We start from the raw sequence: 16,121 nt of genomic DNA, 5'->3' as shown, positions 1-16,121 counted from the left end.
CTAGGAGACCCACATGCTTCCCACGGTCAGTCACGGTGACGGCCCGCGCGTCTACGACACCGAAGGCCGGGAGTACCTGGACGGCTGCTCCGGAGCGATCAACACCAACCTCGGGCACGGACTCACCGAGATCACCTCCCGCATGCACCAGCAGCTCGACGCCATCAGCTTCGCCTACCGCACCCAGTTCACCTCCGAGCCGCTGGAGCGGCTCTCCGGGCTGCTGACGGACCTCGCCCCGGGCAGCCTCGGCAACCCCCTCTACTGCAACTCCGGCTCCGAGGCCATCGAGATGGCGCTGCGCCTGACGACCCTCTTCCACGCGCGGGCCTACCGGCCGTTCAAGTGCACGGTGTTGACCGAGGAGCCCAGCTACCACGGGATGACCGCCGGTGCCCTCGGGGCCTCCGGGCACCCGCTGCGCAAGCACAACCTCACGCCCCTGCTGGCGAACCAGGCCACCGTCGCCAAGGTGCGTCCCCGGCACGGCGAGATGCGCGCGGACGTCGAGCAGTGGGAGCAGGCGATCGACGAGGTGCAGGCACAGAACCTGGCGGCCGTGATCGTCGAGCCGGTCGGCGGCGCGTCCTCGGGAGCCGTGCCGTGCGACCCGGCCGTCCTGCGGCGGCTGCGCGAACTCGCCGACAGGGACGGCTTCCTGCTGATCGCCGACGAGGTCATGACCGGGCTGGGCAGGACCGGCGCCTGGTTCGGCTGCGATCACGCCGGGATCGTCCCCGACGTGATGGTGCTCGGCAAGGGCATGACCGCCGGTTACGCGCCGCTGTCCGCCGTCCTGGTCCGCGACGAGATCGCCGCCGCCTTCGGCGAGCCGCTGGGCAACGTGCTGTTCGGGCACACCATGGCCGGCGCGCCGCTCGCAGCCGCGGCCGGCCTGGCGACCGTCGAGTACCTGAGGGAGCACGACATCCCCGCCCGCGCGGAACGTTCCGGGCGCTACCTGCGCACTCTCCTGGAGGGTGTCGCCGCCCGTCACGCCGTGGTGCGCGACGTCCGCGGCCGGGGGCTGCAACTGGCTCTGGGCCTGCACGCCGACCCGAGCCGTACGCCCGGCGTCGCGCACGACCTGGTGGCCGCCGCCCGCGACAACGGCCTGCTGCTGTACCCGTCCGGGGTGAACGCCCTCACGGAGTCCGTGATGGTGGCGCCCCCGCTGAACAGCTCCGAGGCCGACTTGGAGGAGCTGACGGTCCGTCTGGACCGCAGCCTGGCCGACCTCACGCCGACCCCCGCCGCGCGGGTCGACGAACTCGCGACCGCCGCCCGCTGAACCGGTTCCCGCGCACGAGGAACAGACCCCCCACATCCGAGAGGAACACGAACACCATGCTCCAGCACTTCACCGACCCGGCGCTGCGCGCACGTTACGCCGACCTGGCCGCCTCCTCCGTCGCCAAGCGCGCCGACGAATGCCGGACGGAGGGCGTCCTGGACCGGGCGTCCTGGCAGGAGATCAGCGACGCCGGCATATGGCGGCTGGCCGTGGACCGCCGGTGGGGCGGCGACGGCGGCACCTGGTGGGACTTCACCGCCGCCTTCGAGGGCGTCGCGGCAGGCGGTCGCGACCTCGGCTTCTCCCTGTCCATGGTGGCGCAGGCCGGACTGATCCGGTCCCTGCTCATCTACGGCACGGACGACCAGAAGGGCTACTGGCTGCCCCGGCTGCTGTCCGGCGAGGTCGGCGCCACCGCCCTGACGGAGACCACCGGCGGCTCGGACGTCACCCGCATCAAGACGTCCGCCGCACGCGACGGCGACGTCTACCGGCTCAACGGCCACAAGGACCACATCACCAACGGGCCCGTCGCGGACATGGCCCTGGTCCTGGGCCGCGTGCCCGAACACGGCGCCCGGGACATCACCCTGTTCATGGTCGACCTCCACGACGAGGGCATCACCCAGGGGCCCGTGGAGCGCATGATCGGCAACCAGACCAGCCCGACCGGGCCCATCGCCTTCGACAATGTGCGGGTCGAGGCGCGGCACCTGGTCGGTGAGATCGGCGCGGGCATCGAGGCGATCTACAACACCATCGCCCTCGACCGCCTGCTGTACGGGGTACTGGCCGCGGCCTACCTCGACCCGCACCTCGACGAGGTGCTCACTTACGCGCGCCGGCGGCAGGCCTTCAAGCAGCCGATCGCCGACCACCAGTACGTCCAGGGCCGCATCACCGACGCCAAGTTCGCCATCGAGGCGACCCGATACGTCTCCTACGGCGCCCTGGACGCCCTGCTGCGCGGCGACAAGCAGGCCTCGCTGCTGTGCTCCACCGCCAAGTACCACGCCGGCGAGACCCTCAGGCTCGGCACCGAGACGGCGCTGCGCGTCTACGGCCACCTCGGGTACATGGACGGTCCCGCCGCCCACGCGCTCCAGGACGCGCTGGGCACCCTGATCGCCGGCGGCACCGCTGAGATGCAGCGCAAGAACGTCTTCAACCAGATGCGCGCCCTCGCACAGGCCTCCTGACGCCGGGCGTCGCCCGTCACTCCCGCGCCCGACACAGCTGACACCCGCCCGCTTGGGCGCCCAGTCCCTCACCACACGCGAAAGGCAGTCATGTCAGACACCACCGCTCCGCCGCGTCCCGTCCTCGACTCCCTCGTCGGTAGGTCGGCCACCCGCCACCACGTCGTCGGGCCCCGCGACTCCGCGACCGCCTGGGAGAACGAACTCGACGTCCTCGCCACGCCGATCCTGCTGTGGCTCAGCGAGGTCACCGCCATGGACGTCCTGAGCGAGGAGATCACCACGCCCTGGATGACCGTGGGCCTCAACCACGACTCCGCGCACGTGGCCCCGACGCCCGTCGGCGAGGAGATCACCGTCACCGCCACGCTGACCGAGGTCGACGGCAAGGTCCTGACCTTCGCCGTGGAGGCACGCGACAGCCGTGCCGTCATCCTCCGCGGTGTCCACGGCCGGGCCGTCGTCAACCGTGAGGCGTTCGAGAAGAAGCTCGCCGAACGCGCCTGACCACGAGGTCCGTTGGGGACCGCCATACGGCGGTCCCCACTCCCCCGGCACCACCACGTCACAACCCCCCACAGCACCGCACGAAAGGACCTACCGTGCCCCAACTCGTCCTCGGCAACGTGACGAGCGAGTACATGTTCGCCAGCCCGCTCACCGGGTTCAGCCCCAAGGAAGCCCACAAGCAGCACGCCATCTCCACCCGCACGGCCTGGCTGCTGGAGGACGGCGACGCGATGCTCGCCCACCGCCGCCTCACCCCAGACTTCCACGACTACCTCGTGTCACTGCTCGGCCTGGACCCCGCGGCCCTGACGTTCCTCACCCCCGACGGACCGGACGAGGGCGCCTTCCTCGACGCCCGCACCGCGCTCGCCGAGCCCCTGCTGGAGCGGCTACGGCAGACCGTGGGCCCGGACTGGACGCTCACGCCGTACCTGTACGACCGCACCGTCGCCGTACTCGCCGACCGGCTCGGCCTGCGCCCGGCCGCGCCCGCGTTCTTCGCCCAGGGCGGCAGCGACTTCTTCAACAGCAAGTCCTTCTTCCGGGCGTGGGCCACCGGCACGGGCGTCCCGGTCGCCCGGGGCGAGGTCTGCCGCAGCCGGGGGGCCACCGCGCGCGCCGTGCGGGAGCTGCTGCCGCACACCGGCAGCGTCATCGTCAAGCAGGACTTCAGCGCGAGCGGCTACGGCAACGTCCTGTTCACCACCGACACCGGTGTCCCGTCCATCGGTGCGTCCGCCCGGCACGTCGTGGACCCGGACGCCTCCCCCGAGGAGATCGAGGCACTGGTCGCCACGTCCTTCCCCGTCGTCGAGGAGGTCCGCGACTTCCCCACGGGCCTGCGTCCCAGTGAAGCCGTCGTCGAGGTGTACCACCCCCACAGCCGCACCCTCTACAGCGAACTGTTCCTCCCCGGCCCGCCCGACGAGCCGGCTCTGCTCGACCACGGCGACATGCGGATGGAGCCGGTCTGGAACGGCTTCGCCATCCCGCCGGTGGCCCTGGCCGCCGAGGCGGAGCAGCGGATGCTCGACGCGTCGCTGGCGATGGCCCGCACGATCGGCGGACTCGGCTACCGGGGTTATCTGAACTGCGACTCCATCGTCACGCCGGCGGGCGAGGTGCTCTTCAGCGAGGTGAACGCCCGGATAGGCGGCTGCACCCACGTGGACGCCGCGGCCCGGCGGCTGCTGGGTGACGGCTACCAGCGCAGCCACACCGTCCTGACCCGCAACGACCTGCCGGTGCGGGACTTCGCCAAGCTCGTCTGGGCCATCGACCACGACCCGCGGCTCAGCCCGGACGGCGAGAGCGGCGCCGTGATCCTCGTCGACGACAGCCCCTACAACCACACGGCGGAGTATCTCGTCTACGACCGCGATCCGGAGGCGGCCGAGGAGACGGAGCGCCTGCTGCGGCAGACCGCCGCCTCGTTCTGACCGCCCGTCATCAGTGTGGCCCCACGGGGTGAGGACACCGGTTCGGCCGGGGTCCTCACCCCGCTTCCGTGACCGCCGCCCGCTCCTTCTGCGCCGCGCGCATCCGCCGGACCTTGGCGATGCTGCCGCAGGCCCGGCCGCTCTCCCCGGCGTACATGCTGCACCAGGTACGGGTGTTGTTGCGGGACTGGTCGTAGAAGACCCAGCGGCAGTCCGGGCACGAACGGAGCCGGCGCCAGCGTTCGGCGAGCACCAGGTGGGCCGCCTGGCGCAGGACGACGTCGACCGGGGCGGCGGGGCCCTCCAGGCGCAGTTCGCCCTCGCCGATGCGCACGGTCTGCGGCCTGCGCGCTAGCCAGTCGTCCAGCCGCCGGGTGCCTCGGTCGGACACGTCCTCGCGCAGGTCGTCCCGGAGCCGGAGCAGCTCGGCGAGCTCGTCGGCGCGCGGGCGGGGGATGTGCGGCAGTACGCGCGCCCATTCCTGCGCGTCCCCGGCGAGGCCGGGAAGGGTCTCCGTCTCCTCCCGCGTGTCGTTGGGGATCACCCAGGTGTTGAGGAAGGACCTCATCTCCTCCACCTGTGGCCCGGCCACAGTCGTTCCCGTCTGATTGCCCATACGTAGAGCTTAGTCGGTAAACAAGGTTTGCGACCCCGAGGAGCGGTTACCGGTTAACACTATGAGTGGTAACACGCTGCCGACAGCGCCGCCCGCCCCGACCTACCGCGACGTCCTGCGCCGCGAGGGCGGCACCGCCTGGTACGCCGCCATGGGGCTGATCCGGACCCCCGTCGCCATGGCTCCCCTGGCCCTGGTGTTCCTGGGCCACAGCACCGGCTCGTTCGCCGCGGGCGGTGTCCTGGCCGCCGCGCACGCACTCGGGGAGGCAGTGGGAGCGCCCTTCATGGGACGCCGGTTCGACCGCAAACCGTTCCTCGGCCAGCTGCGCGTCGCCCTGCTCGCCGAAGCCCTCGCCTTCGCGGCCCTCGCCGTCCTCACCGGCCACACCCCGATGCCTCTCCTGGTGGCCCTCGCCTTCGCCGCCGGCGCTGTCGCCGCCGGTGTGCCCGGCGGAATGCGCGCGCAGCTGTCCAGCACCACCCCCGAGCACCTGCGGGCCACCGCGCTCGGACTGGAAAGCGCCCTGAACCAGGCCATCTGGGCCGCCGGACCGATGCTCGCCTCTCTGGTGTCCACCCAGATCTCGCCGCGTGTCGCGCTCGTCCTGATGGCCTTCGCCTCGGCGGCGCCGCTGCTCATGGCGGCGCACATCCGGCACCGCGGCCCCGCCGCCCTGGAGCAGGACGACGCTCCCGCCGGAACCCTGAGCGTCGTCAGGATGGCCTGGCCCACCGTGCTGCTGGCCGCGGCCATCATGTTCCTGGTCGGCGCGATGGACGTGGCGCTGCCCGCACGCCTGGAGAGCACCGGGCAGCAGCTCGCCCTGACCGGCGTCATCACCGGTGTGTTCGCCGGGGCCAGCATCGCGGCCGGCCTCGTCTACGGTCGCCGCGCCTGGCCCGGCACCCCCGGCACGCAGACACTCTTCCTGCTGCCCGCCATGACCGTGGCCCTGACGCTGTGCGCCGTCACCGGCCGCCTCTGGGGCTTCTTCGCCGCGTTCCTGCTCGGCGGCCTCTTCTACAGCCCCCTCATGATCATCAGGAACCTGGCGCTCCAGCACCGCCTCCCGGAGAACGTCTGGGCCACGGGCTTCTCCCTCCTGTACGCCGCGGGCGGCCTCGGCTACGGCGCCGCCGCGCTCCTGACGGCCGGCCTCGTCGAAGCCACCACCCCGGCGGTCACCATCGTGGTCTGCACGGCGGTGACCACGCTGATCGGCCTGATCGCGGGCCTGGGCGAGCGCGCCGGCGCCAAGGAGACGAGCGGGACCGCGGCGAGCGAGCCCCGGCGGGAGCGCACGACGACCTGACGGCACACGCCCGCCCACGATGCGCCCGGCGGCGGCTGGACCGCGATCTCACGGCGCCCGGGTCCGAGCGGGAACCGATGCCAGGCGACCCACGATCAAGACGGCGCCGACTCCCGCCACCCCGCACCTGTCCGCAGTGCACCCGGCACCACCGGGCGTTGCGACCTACAGGTGCGGAACCCCCTTGTGGGGCGTGGCGGCCCTCCGTGTCCGGGGGCGGTTGGTGAGGGCGCGCCGTCGGACCGGCCAGAGCGGCGAAGACAGGCGAAGGGCAGAGGCACTCCGGACGCCGCCGTCGTTGGGTCGTGTGGCCCGACCGGCGCGGCCCACGCAACGGAGTTCAGGCGCGGTGGCACCGGTCCTGCTGCTCAAGGGGCGGGCTCGTCCACGCACCGCGCCAAGGACACACAACCGAATCTGTGTGGCTCAAGCGCCCAACAACGGGGCCGCGTTGAGGTGAAGGCGGTGCGGCCGATCGGCAGGTTCGCGCCGTGGTGTGGAGAGTCTGCCATGGCGGTGTGGAGAGTCTGCGACAGATCCACAGGTCTGCCCGGCGGCTTCGGGGGCATACGGCGGTGATCGGGGAGGGCACACCCCCCGGCCGAGAAAAGGAACGCCGCGAGGCGCCGACCTGTGGGAGTTCTGATGCCGACCGCCGTGCCGGAGAGACCCACCGTCCTGCCCGGTGAAACGCCCGGAGCCGTCCGGGCCGCCCGTCTGCGCGCCCTGCCTCGCGGCACCGGCCGCACCGCCGCCCGCATCGGCGCCCTGACAACCTGCCAGGCCGCGCTCATGGTGGGCTTCGGGCTGCTGATCACCGGACCCGCACACGACGTGTGGCCGATGACCGTCGAGGACGACCTCAACGAGGGCCTGGAACAGCACCGCACGGGCCTGCTCACCACCTTCTCGTGGTTCGCGTCGGAGGCGGGCAACACCCTCACGATCATCGCGATCACGCTCGCGGTCTGCCTGGGACTGGTCCTGATACCCCGTCTGCCGATGTGGCGTCAGGCCGTCTTCCTCGCTGTCGCCGTCTCGCTCCAGGCGCTGGTCTTCCTCATCGTCACAGCGTCGGTGGACCGTCACCGGCCGGAAGTACACCGCCTCGACGCGTCCCCGCCCACTTCCAGCTACACCTCCGGGCACACGGGAGCCGCCACCGCCCTGTACGCCGGACTGGCAGCGCTCGCCCTGTCCCGCATCCGCGGACCCTGGCGCAAGGCCGCAGCCGGACTCCTGCTGCTGATACCGCTGTTGGTCGCACTCGCCCGCCTCTACCGGGGCATGCACCACCCCACCGACGTCGTCGGCGGACTCACCAACGGCAGCCTGTCGCTGCTGATCGTCGGCCGGGCCCTGTTCACCGACGCCTCTGTGACCGCCGCTCCCTCGGCCCGCCCCGCGCCGGCCGTCGGCGCCGGCATCAATGGACTGGCGTCGGGTCGCACCGTCGTGGTCTACAACCCCACCGTGACCGACGAGAACCTCTGCGGCGCGCTGCGCGACGTGCTCAACCGGCACGGTCACCGCGCGGTGGAATTCGTGCAGACCACGATCGAGGACACCGGAGGCGGCCAAGCCGCCCGCGCGGCCGCCGACGGCGCGAGTCTGGTGGTCGTCTGCGGCGGGGACGGCACACTGCGCGCGGCCGCCGACGCCATGGCCGGCAGCGGCGTACCGCTGGCCCTGGTGCCCAGCGGCACCGGCAACCTGCTCGCCCGCAACCTCGGCCTTCCGCTGTCACCCGCGGCCGCGCTCGACGCCGCACTTGGCGGAACCGTGCGTCACATCGACCTCGGCCGGATCGAGGGCGACGACCTCGAAGCGACCCACTTCGCCGCCATGTCCGGGGCCGGACTCGACGCCGCGATCATGGAGAACACCGACGACCGGACCAAGTCCTTCCTGGGCTGGCCCGCGTACGTCCTGGCCGGCATCACCACCCTGCGCACCCCCCGGATGCGCGTGACGATCAAGCTCGACGGCGCCCTGGCCCTGCGCCGTACCGCCCGCATGGTGCTGTTCGCCAACGTCGGCACCGTGCAGGGCGGTCTCACCCTCGTGCCCGCCGCTCGGTGCGACGACGGACGGCTCGACCTGCTCATCCTCGACCCGCGCGGCCCCTCCGGCTGGATCCGTGTCCTCGGCGCGCTGCTGCGAGGGGCGAGGACGCCCAAGCCCACGTCGGTGGACACGATCGCCGCCCATGACGCCGACGCCGGCGTACCGGTGGAGTTCTTCACCTTCGAGCGCGCCGAGCTCACCTTCGAGTCCGAGCAGAGCCGCGAACTCGACGGGGACCCGGTCACTCCGGGTCGGCGGCTGACCGCCGAGGTGCGCCCGGGCGCGCTGACCATGCTGCTGCCTGCCGGGGAGAAGTGATGGGTACAGCGACAAAGGTCCCCGAGACCAGGAACATGACGGGCGAGGAACTCTCCGCCGACGAGGCGCTGATGTCCCTGCGCCGCTACGGCCGCTGGCCGCTGCTGCGCGACGCCTTCGTCCGCTTCCGCTACGCCGACGGCTTCACGCACTCCCGGGCCCTCGCCCTGCAGACGGTGCTCTCGGTCATCCCGCTGGCGATCGCCTTCGTCGGCCTGTCCAGCGCCCTGCACACGGAGGACATCGGCAGGCTCGCGGAACTGACGATCCACCGGATCGCCCAGGGGCCCAGCGCCGAGGTGGTCGACGACGCGCTGGACCGCAGCAAGCGCAAGGCGGGCGACGGCGCCCAGCTCGCCCTGTGGTTCGGCCTGCTGTTCTCGCTGGTCAACACCACCACCGCGATGTGCCAGATCGAGCGCGGCGCCAACCGCATCTACGGCAACGAACGCGACCGTCCGTTCCACCGCAAGTACCTGCGCGGCCTGGTGATGTCCGTCAGCGCCGGCCTTCCGCTGGGCGTGGGCTTCATCGTGATGGTGGCCGGCGCGGACCTGGCCTCCGCCGCGGTGACGGTGTACCACCTCCAGGACGGCACGCTCACCGCGTGGAACATCCTGCGCTGGCCCCTCGGCCTGGTCCTCGTGCTCATCTCGGCCAGCGCCATCTTCCGCCGCGCGCCGCGCCGCAAGCAGCCCGGCTACACCTGGCTGGCCTTCGGCGCCGCGGTGTACCTGGTGCTGTGGACGACCCTCACCTGGCTGCTGAGCCTCTATCTGGCGTTCAGTGGCTCCTTCGACACCGTGTACGGCCCGCTCAGCGCCTTCATGTCGCTGCTGCTGTGGGCGTACCTGACCTCCATCGCCCTGTTCCTCGGACTGTCCTTCTCCGCGCAGCTGGAAGCCGCGCGGGCCATGCGCCCCGGTCCGATCGAAGCCGACCCGGGAGTCTGAATGGTTCTTCGGTTCACCACACGTCGTATGCGCGAACGCCGCCGCCGGGAGGCGGACCGGAAGTTCGGCGCCCGCCTGCTCGGCGCGGCCGTCGTGGCCGCGCTCGCCGCGGTGCCGTTCGGGCTGCTGCTGATCCTCGTCGAGGGCCAGTGGGAGCCGTTGCGCCGGCTGGACGCGAGCGCCGCGCGGCGCCTGAACGAGACCGCGCTCGACCATCCCGCCTGGACCGACACCCTGCGTTTCCTGTCGGACCGTGTCTGGGATCCGGTGACCCTGCGCATCGTGGTCGCCCTGCTCACCCTGTGGCTGCTGTACCGCAAGGCGTGGCGGCTCGCCGCCTGGTCGGCGGTGACGGCCGTGGCCGGCGGGCTGATCGGGCTGCTCGTCAAGGTGGTCGTCGAACGGGCCAGGCCCTCTCTCGAGGACCCCGTCGCCCGCGCACCCGGCTTCTCGTTCCCCTCGGGGCACGCCATGACCGCCACCACCTCGTTCGCGATCCTGCTGCTGGTCCTGCTGCCGATGGTGCCGCGCGCCTGGCGGGTGGTGTGCTGGTGCTTCGCGGTGCTCTCGGTGGTCGGCGTCGGTTTCACCCGCGTGGCGCTGGGTGTGCACTGGTTCAGCGACGTGGTGGGCGGCTGGCTCCTGGGGCTCGCCGTCGTGGCCCTCACCGCCTGGGCCTTCGAGGCCTGGCGCACCGACATCGGCCGCCGCACCACCGAGCTGGCCGACGGCCTGGAACCCGAGCTGACCGAGGAGCATCCCGAGCCAGACCCCGTCCTGCGCTCGAAGCGCTGAACGGTCGGCATCGCGCAGACGCCTCGGGGCGGCGACCACACGGTTGCCGCCCCGAGGCGTCTGCGTACGCCATGGAGCCACGGCCACTCTCCGGGGCATGCCGGCGAGCAGGCCGGTGACCGGCGAGCCCGCCGGAAAGGGCACCTGCCCCCGCCTCACCCGTTGTTGGCGGCTTTCGGCCTGACCATCGGGCTCCGGCGCCCACAAACTGTCAGCTACCCGCCACAGGAGGCCGCCGTGAGTCCCTTGCGTTCCACAAGACCCCAGCGAACCGTCGTCCGAGCCGCCACAGTCCTGGCAATCCTCGTCGGCTGGTGTGCCGTCACCGGCCCCGCCGCCCATGCCGGGGACCGAGCAGGGCGCCAGGCAGCCGTCGCGATACGGGGCGGCGACACCCTCTACAGCGGCGGCGCCCGCTGCACCGTCGGCTTCAACGCCCGTTCCGCCACCGCGACGTACGCGCTCGTCGCGGGCCGCTGCGCGCAGGGCACGAGCACCTGGTACGCCGACGCCGCCCTGACCGTCCCCGTCGGCGTCACCGCGGGGGTGAGCTTCCCCGGCGACGACTACGCGAGCGTCCGGTACACGAACACCGCGGTCGCCTACCCGGGCGAGGTCACGCTGGGCGCCGGCGTCGGCACCCGCGACATCACCGGCGCGGCGAACCCCGTCGTCGGACAGTCGGTCTGTCACGTCGGGCGGACCACCGGATACCGCTGCGGGACCGTCCAGGCGGTGAACGTCACCGTCAACTACGGCGGGGGGATCGTCTACGGACTGTTCCGGTCCACCATCTGCTCCGAGCCAGGAGACAGCGGCGGCCCGGCCTTCTCCGGGGGCACGGCCCTCGGCATCATCGTCGGCAGCAGCGGCAACTGCACCTCGGGAGGCTTCACTTACTACCAGCCGGTGGCCGAGTCCCTGTCGGCGTACGGCCTGAGCGTCTACTGAATCGGCCGACCCGAGGCGGCCCGTCAAGCAGGGCCGGCCGGGGTGCAGGGAGCCTGGTGGGCACAGGTGACTCCGCCCACCCGCTCACGGTGCGCACCCTCACGGCGGCTTCCAGCACCCCGGTCGACGTTGCCCCGGGGTGCCGACCACACAAGGCCGGCACCCCGAGAGCGGCACGGCGACGTCAGTCCACGGCGCCGATGCGTTCGACCCGCTCGTTGACGCCGTTACGGAGTTCACTCAGCGTCGTGCCGGGCAGGGCCTTCTTCGGCGTCGAGGACGGCGGCTGCGTCTCGTCCTCGCAGGTCGTGCCCGAGGCGGGAACCTTGAGGTCCACCAGGTAGCCGACGACCGCGTCCGTCGCGCAGGCGCTGCGCCCGAACGCGGTGTGCCCCTCGGCCCGGAACGTGAGCAGCGAGGCGTTGTCGAGTCGCCGGGACAGCGCGACCGCGTCCTGGTACGGGGTGTCCGGGTCGCCGGTGGTACCCATCACCAGGATCGGCGCGGATCCCCGGGCCCGGTAGGAGCCGTCGTAGCGGCTGGTGTGCTCGCCAGTCCACTGGACGCAGGCGGTGGCGTGCTGGTGGTCGTACGTGGGAGGCCCGTACGCCATCGCCGGGCCGAGCAGCGGTGCCGCCTCGGCGTTGGCCTTGACGTTCCGCTCCAGCCGCTGCAGGTTGCGCGGGTAGTCGCGGTCGACGCACTCGACGGCCACGTTCGGACCAAGGAAGTCGAAGCTGGCCGGGGACGGCGGGCGCAGCAGGAAGGACGTGTTGTCCCGCAGTTGTGCCTTGCGCAGTGCCGCGCCGAGCGAGGGCCAGATGACCTTGCCCTCGTTGATGTTGAACATCAGCCGGTAGACCAGGGTGTAGCCGTTGGCCTGGCCGCCGTTCGCGGTGGGCACGGGGCCGGCGTCCAGGTCGGCCTTCAGCTTCTCGAACGCCGCGCGCGGGTCTCCGTCGCCGAACCCGCAGGTGGCCTGGTCTGCGGCGCACCAGTCCAGGAAGCGGCTCATGGCGCCGTCCAGCGCGAGGTACTGCGGCCGGTCGTAGGCGTAGGGACGGTTCGCGTAGTGCACCGGGTCGTACGCGCCGTCGAGGGTCAGGGCCCGTACCCGCTCGGGGAACATGGCCGCGTAGACGGTCCCGATGTACGACCCGAAGGACCGTCCGTAGTAGGTGAGTTGCTTCTCCCCCAGCGCCTCCCTCAGCAGGTCGATGTCCCGGGCGACGTACTCGGTGCCGACGAAGGGCAGCAGCTCGCCCGTGTTGTCCGCGCAGGCCTGGTTGAACTCGGCCGCCTCACGCAGGGCCGGCCCGAAGGCGTCGGGCCCGGGTACACCCTTGGCCTCGGTGACGGCACGGGTGTAGCGCGCGTCGTCGAAGCAGGTCAGCGCGGAACTGCGGCCGACCCCGCGGACGTCGTAGCCGAAGACGTCGAACGAATCGCGGAGCGCGGCCGGCAGGTCGGCGTAGTTGTTCCGCACGAAGTCCACGCCGGAGTTGCCGGGCCCGCCCGGCTGCATGAACAGCGTGCCCTTGCGCTTCGTCTGGTCCGCGGCCTTCTTGCGGATCACCGCGAGGGTGATGGTCTTGCCGTTCGTGTCGCGGTAGTCGAGCGGGACGTCGGCCTTCGCGCACTCGAAGCCGCCCTGGCAGTCGGTCCAGGTGAGCGACGGCACGGGGGGCTTCTCAGGAGTCTTCGGCGAGGCGGCCGACTGGGTCGCCGTGCCCGTCACGGCGGCCATGAGTGCGGCGAGCGTAGCGGCGACGACCGGGAGCCGTCCGAAAGGTCTTGGTATGCGACGTGGAGTGGTCATGGTCCTTTTCCCCCTGTGGTCGATGGATGACAAGTGCTCACCGTGCATGGTGAGTTCGGCCATCTGAACAGACGGGAAAAGAGCGAGATCGGTGCCACCACGGCCACCTGAATCCCTCACCGGTCTCGGGTGAGCGGGCGGTCCCGGCCGTCGTGCGTCCGAAGCCTGCCACGGGTGGTACACACCCGGATGGGCGAGGTCGTCGAAAAGGAGGGCGGGGACCGATGACTTTCCCGGCGGGCCGCCGTCATAGTTCATGGTTGGCGCGCCACGGCCGCGAGGGCGGTGGGAGCGCGCGACCGGACCTGTCAGCAGCACACGAGATACCGAGGAACCTTCGATGCGTACCCTGATCAGCACCGCGTTCATCTCCCTCGACGGCGTGGTCGAGGGACCGGGCGGCGAGCCCGGCTACCGCAACTCCGGGTGGACCTTCAAGAACATCGACTTCCTTCCCGAGGCGTACGAGATCAAGGGCCGGGAGCAGCAGGAGGCGTCCGCCATGATGATGGGCCGCACCAGCTACGAGGCGTTCAGCCCCGTCTGGCCGGACATGGCCGACTTCGCCGACTACAAGGTGATGCCGAAGTACGTCGTCTCGACCACGCTCACCGAGGACGACCTGGTGTCGAACTGGGGGGAGACGACCATCCTGCGCTCAATCGACGACGTCGCCGCGCTGAAGGAGACCGAGGGTGGCCCGATCATCATCCACGGCAGCGCCGCCCTGAACCACGCCCTGTCGGACGCCGGCCTGATCGACCGCTACCACCTGCTGGTCTTCCCTCTGCTGCTCGGTGCGGGCAAGCGGCTGTTCAGCGCCACGGACAAGGACGCGCAGAAGCTGAAGCTCGTCGAGCACGAGGCCTTTGCCAACGGTGTGCAGAAGAACGTCTTTGACGTCGTCCGCTGACCGGCTGCCGCAGGTGTCCAGCTGTCACGTCGCCGGGCGGGCCGCGGGACCGCGGGGTCCTGGTCGCACCGGTGCTCACGCTCACGATTCCCGGACGTGGCTCCAGCGCGGTACGTCGCATGGGCGCCGGACGGCCGCGCAGGAGACCGGGCGTGCTGCCTGACGGGTGATGTTGGGCGGGTCGGCGGGCCAAGGACCGGCCCTGACCTCGCGGTCACTCAATACTCCGGCCATGAGAGCAGCCCCTCCCCCATCTCGGTCGCGCCGCGCCGCGGTCGCCGCGGTCGCCGCGGCCACCGCACTCACCGCGCTCGTCGGCTTCGGCACCCCGGTCACGGCGGCCGGTGGCGCGGCGCGCGACGGCGGACAGCACCGGCCCTGTACCGGCTCCCGCCCGTCCGACAGCGGCCCGGCACGCAAGGTCCTGCGGCTCGCCGAGCAGGCCAAGGCCGAACTGGGCCTCAAATCCGTGATCCTGCGGGTCACGGCCGGGGACCGCGAGGTCGTCACCACGGCTCTGGGCGAGTCGATGACCGGTGTCCCGGCCGACCCCGCCATGCACTTCCGGAACGGCAACATCGCGATCAGCTACATGGGCACGGCGCTCATGCGGCTCGTCGACCAGGGCAAGGTCGACCTCGACGATTCCGTCGCACGCTGGCTCCCCGAGCTCCCGCAGGCCAAGAAGATCACCTTGCGCATGCTGGCCGCCTCGACCACCGGACTCGTGGACTACGTCCCCCTTCCCGAGTTCCAGACGGCCGTCACCGCCAACCCGTTCCGCCGGTGGACCGCCAAGGAGCTGGTGGCCCTGGTGACCAGCAAGCCGCGCTGGTACAAGCCGGGCACCAACTGGAGCTACTCGCACGCCAATTTCGTGCTCCTCGGCGCCGCCTTGGAGAAGATCACCGGAACCCGGCTCGACGTCCTCCTGCACCGCCAGGTCCTGGCCCCGCTCGGACTGCGCGAGACCCGCAACAGCTTCACCCCGGACATCCCGACGCCCGTCCTGCACGCCTTCACAGCCGACCGCGGGACGTACGAGGAGTCCACCTTCTGGAACCCCTCGTGGACCACCGCACCCGGCGCGGTGCAGACCACGGACATCTGCGACCTGGCCCGCTCCGCCGAGGGCATCGGCTCCGGCGAACTGCTCTCCGAGTCCTCCTACAAGGAGTTGCTCAGCCCCGGAACGGTGAACCTGGGCCGCCCGACCGACAAGTGTCCCGCGACGGTCTGTCTCACCAACAGCGAGGCCACCCACTACGGCATGGGCGTACTCGTCCTGGGTGACTGGGTGGCCCAACACCCCCTGTTCTTCGGCTATTCCGCCTCTCAGGCCTACCTTCCGTCCAAGCGTCTGGCCATCGCGGTCTCGACGACGCAGGGCCCCAAGACCCCGGACGGCCACGCCGCCCACCTGCTCGCCCAGCGGATCGCCGCCGCCCTCGTCCCGGATGACCCGATCCCCGACTTCGGCTGACCCCTCGTACGACAGAGGCGAGGTCCCCGAGCGAAGAGACTTCCGCTCGGGGACCGCGCTCGTCGCACCCGCCCAACACGATTGCCTGGCGGCCCAGTTGTGGCTCGGGTCCGTCACATACAGCCGGGCGGTGGACTCACACCTCGCCGGTCGCGAACAGCTCCAGGTGCCCGCACTTCGGACAGCGGAACGCCTCTATCTGCCGCCGGGGCCTGCCCATCCGCTTGGCGCCCCCGAGAATCCCCCGCTCCAACGCCCCCTCGATCCACCGCGCGTACCCGCGCGAGTGCTCGCCGGCGTCCTCGATGAAGCCCTCCGCCAGCCCGACCGTGCCGCACTGCGTGCACTTGTAGTTGTTCATCGCGCCAGTCTAGGAAATGCCATGCGGCCGTTGATCACGCGTAAGCCCGCCCTCAAGCGGCGTCCCCTGACACGCGATCCGCCGGCCA

At 71.4% G+C, this 16,121-nt stretch carries 14 protein-coding genes; 11 read left to right on the top strand and 3 right to left on the bottom strand.

The genetic code is table 11. The features are described from left to right. Nucleotides 1-13 precede the first annotated feature (13 nt). The 4 genes from ACFYQQ_RS31760 (at nt 14) to ACFYQQ_RS31745 (ending at nt 4,442) form a co-directional block, all read left to right on the top strand. Nucleotides 14-1,291: an aminotransferase class III-fold pyridoxal phosphate-dependent enzyme gene (locus ACFYQQ_RS31760; protein ID WP_356173608.1), complete on the top strand. Its 1,278-nt coding sequence runs from the start codon at nt 14-16 to the stop codon at nt 1,289-1,291. Nucleotides 1,292-1,347: 56 nt separating this feature from the next. Further along, on the top strand, nt 1,348-2,493 hold the full coding sequence (locus ACFYQQ_RS31755; RefSeq protein WP_356173605.1) for an acyl-CoA dehydrogenase family protein: 1,146 nt from the start codon (nt 1,348-1,350) through the stop codon (nt 2,491-2,493). A 90-nt stretch (nt 2,494-2,583) separates the two neighbouring features. Beyond that, nucleotides 2,584-3,000: a hypothetical protein gene (locus ACFYQQ_RS31750; RefSeq protein WP_355793066.1), complete on the top strand. Its 417-nt coding sequence runs from the start codon at nt 2,584-2,586 to the stop codon at nt 2,998-3,000. A gap of 95 nt (nt 3,001-3,095) precedes the next feature. Next, the gene (locus tag ACFYQQ_RS31745; protein ID WP_355793068.1) at nt 3,096-4,442 is read left to right on the top strand and encodes a hypothetical protein; all 1,347 of its coding nucleotides are present in this window, start codon (nt 3,096-3,098) and stop codon (nt 4,440-4,442) included. Nucleotides 4,443-4,497: 55 nt separating this feature from the next. On the opposite strand, the gene ACFYQQ_RS31740 is transcribed toward ACFYQQ_RS31745, so the two are convergent. Beyond that, nucleotides 4,498-5,058 (bottom strand): CGNR zinc finger domain-containing protein, encoded by a 561-nt coding sequence (locus ACFYQQ_RS31740; RefSeq protein ID WP_356173601.1) that lies wholly within the window; start codon nt 5,056-5,058, stop codon nt 4,498-4,500. Nucleotides 5,059-5,119: 61 nt separating this feature from the next. On the opposite strand from ACFYQQ_RS31740, the gene ACFYQQ_RS31735 reads away from it, so the two are divergent. From ACFYQQ_RS31735 to ACFYQQ_RS31715, 5 genes are all read left to right on the top strand, one after another. Next, on the top strand, nt 5,120-6,373 hold the full coding sequence (locus tag ACFYQQ_RS31735) for an MFS transporter (RefSeq protein WP_356173599.1): 1,254 nt from the start codon (nt 5,120-5,122) through the stop codon (nt 6,371-6,373). A gap of 645 nt (nt 6,374-7,018) precedes the next feature. Further along, nucleotides 7,019-8,758: a diacylglycerol kinase family protein gene (locus tag ACFYQQ_RS31730; RefSeq protein ID WP_388906084.1), complete on the top strand. Its 1,740-nt coding sequence runs from the start codon at nt 7,019-7,021 to the stop codon at nt 8,756-8,758. After that, nucleotides 8,758-9,711: a YihY/virulence factor BrkB family protein gene (locus ACFYQQ_RS31725; protein WP_355795025.1), complete on the top strand. Its 954-nt coding sequence runs from the start codon at nt 8,758-8,760 to the stop codon at nt 9,709-9,711. The genes ACFYQQ_RS31730 and ACFYQQ_RS31725 overlap by 1 nt, the downstream gene beginning before the upstream one ends. Then, nucleotides 9,712-10,506 (top strand): phosphatase PAP2 family protein, encoded by a 795-nt coding sequence (locus ACFYQQ_RS31720; RefSeq protein WP_356173593.1) that lies wholly within the window; start codon nt 9,712-9,714, stop codon nt 10,504-10,506. It begins immediately after the preceding gene. A 237-nt stretch (nt 10,507-10,743) separates the two neighbouring features. Beyond that, nucleotides 10,744-11,457 carry a S1 family peptidase gene (locus tag ACFYQQ_RS31715; RefSeq protein ID WP_355788060.1) on the top strand — a complete coding sequence of 238 codons (714 nt, stop codon included), beginning with the start codon at nt 10,744-10,746 and terminating at the stop codon, nt 11,455-11,457. 184 nt (nt 11,458-11,641) lie between these two features. On the opposite strand, the gene ACFYQQ_RS31710 is transcribed toward ACFYQQ_RS31715, so the two are convergent. Further along, a complete protein-coding gene (locus ACFYQQ_RS31710) occupies nt 11,642-13,276 on the bottom strand; it encodes an alpha/beta hydrolase (RefSeq protein ID WP_355788057.1) in 1,635 nt (544 codons plus the stop codon). A 340-nt stretch (nt 13,277-13,616) separates the two neighbouring features. On the opposite strand from ACFYQQ_RS31710, the gene ACFYQQ_RS31705 reads away from it, so the two are divergent. Continuing rightward, nucleotides 13,617-14,189, top strand: a complete 573-nt coding sequence (locus ACFYQQ_RS31705; RefSeq protein ID WP_355788055.1) for a dihydrofolate reductase family protein — start codon at nt 13,617-13,619, stop codon at nt 14,187-14,189. Nucleotides 14,190-14,421: 232 nt separating this feature from the next. Next, nucleotides 14,422-15,672 carry a serine hydrolase domain-containing protein gene (locus ACFYQQ_RS31700; RefSeq protein WP_355788052.1) on the top strand — a complete coding sequence of 417 codons (1,251 nt, stop codon included), beginning with the start codon at nt 14,422-14,424 and terminating at the stop codon, nt 15,670-15,672. A 136-nt stretch (nt 15,673-15,808) separates the two neighbouring features. On the opposite strand, the gene ACFYQQ_RS31695 is transcribed toward ACFYQQ_RS31700, so the two are convergent. Beyond that, nucleotides 15,809-16,033 (bottom strand): hypothetical protein, encoded by a 225-nt coding sequence (locus ACFYQQ_RS31695; RefSeq protein WP_355788049.1) that lies wholly within the window; start codon nt 16,031-16,033, stop codon nt 15,809-15,811. Nucleotides 16,034-16,121 lie beyond the last annotated feature (88 nt).

This window comes from Streptomyces sp. NPDC005496 (assembly GCF_042872045.1).
Lineage (GTDB): Bacteria > Actinomycetota > Actinomycetes > Streptomycetales > Streptomycetaceae > Streptomyces.
The sequence above is the reverse complement of the archived record's forward strand: the minus strand, read 5'-3'. Positions and strand labels throughout refer to the sequence as shown.